Here is a 955-nt window from a genome sequence, read left to right on the forward strand (position 1 = left end):
AATCGGCGTGAACAATAAAAGGCGTATTGTAGCAGGGTTGGCAGCTAAAGGCCGTCTGAAAACCAAATGTAATGAGGTTGGATAAAGCAAATAAAACAGAAGGGGGCTTTCTTTCAGACGGCCATGTTAAAATATCGCCATTATTGAAAAGGATTAAATGATGGAAGCAACCGTCTATCTTGAAGACAACGAATACATCGCGTTGTGCGACTTATTGAAATTGGCCGGTCTTGCCGAAAGCGGCGGACAGGCAAAAGCGTTTATCGCCGAAGGGCTGGTGTTGCGTAATGGCGAAACTGAAACCCGTAAAACCGCCAAAATACGCGGCGGCGAAGTGATTGAGTTTGACGGTGCGCGCTTGGAAATCGCCGATGGATACGACCCTGAAGAATAAAGCCGAAGCCATCTTGGGCGAGCCATTGTTAGACGAACCCGTCCGCCCCGAGTCGTGGGAATGTTGCGGCAGCGAATGCGGCGATGCCTGTATCCAGACAATGTATTGGGTGGAAAAAGCACGCTATGACGCGCAACAGCGGAAATTGAAAGAAGCAGGGTGGGTAGATGGCGAAGATGAGGCAAAGGCCGTCTGAAAAAGGTTTAGTTGAATAAGACCATGCTTTTTAAGATTTTTCACTGATGCGTCGTTGTTTTTAGTTTGCGATAAGAAAATAAAAAAAACGCAATAAAAAAGGGTATGCGTATACATACCCTTTGAAAGTCAGATAGAAAACGGCATTATAGAAAAACAAATGACGGAATAAGATTTGCGGTTGGTCAATTCATCTTATTCCGCCTTGTTTTACAATCACTCAGGCGATACTTCGCCTGCAAGATTTTCGATTTCTTCGCGATGCGCGTCAAACCATGAACCGACCACTTGATTGACTTCGTCCATGCCTTGTTTTTTCAGGCTGGAGAACAGTTGAACGCTGATTTTTTGACGCTCAGTGTAGGG

At 45.5% G+C, this 955-nt stretch carries 2 protein-coding genes and 1 pseudogene; 2 read left to right on the forward strand and 1 reads right to left on the reverse strand.

Going from position 1 to position 955, the window contains the following annotated elements; all coding sequences use genetic code 11:
• Window positions 1–160 precede the first annotated feature (160 nt).
• The gene (locus ACTHS3_RS15060) at window positions 161–394 is read left to right on the forward strand and encodes an RNA-binding S4 domain-containing protein (protein ID WP_002221492.1); all 234 of its coding nucleotides are present in this window, start codon (window positions 161–163) and stop codon (window positions 392–394) included.
• The gene (locus ACTHS3_RS15065; protein ID WP_070607215.1) at window positions 372–590 is read left to right on the forward strand and encodes a hypothetical protein; all 219 of its coding nucleotides are present in this window, start codon (window positions 372–374) and stop codon (window positions 588–590) included. Before ACTHS3_RS15060 ends, ACTHS3_RS15065 begins: the two co-directional genes overlap by 23 nt.
• Before the next feature lie 215 nt (window positions 591–805).
• Here ACTHS3_RS15065 and ACTHS3_RS15070 read toward each other — a convergent pair.
• Window positions 806–955 (reverse strand): annotated as a pseudogene (locus tag ACTHS3_RS15070) (YihA family ribosome biogenesis GTP-binding protein); the annotation flags it as partial.

Source organism: Neisseria sp. P0009.S007 (assembly GCF_051962515.1).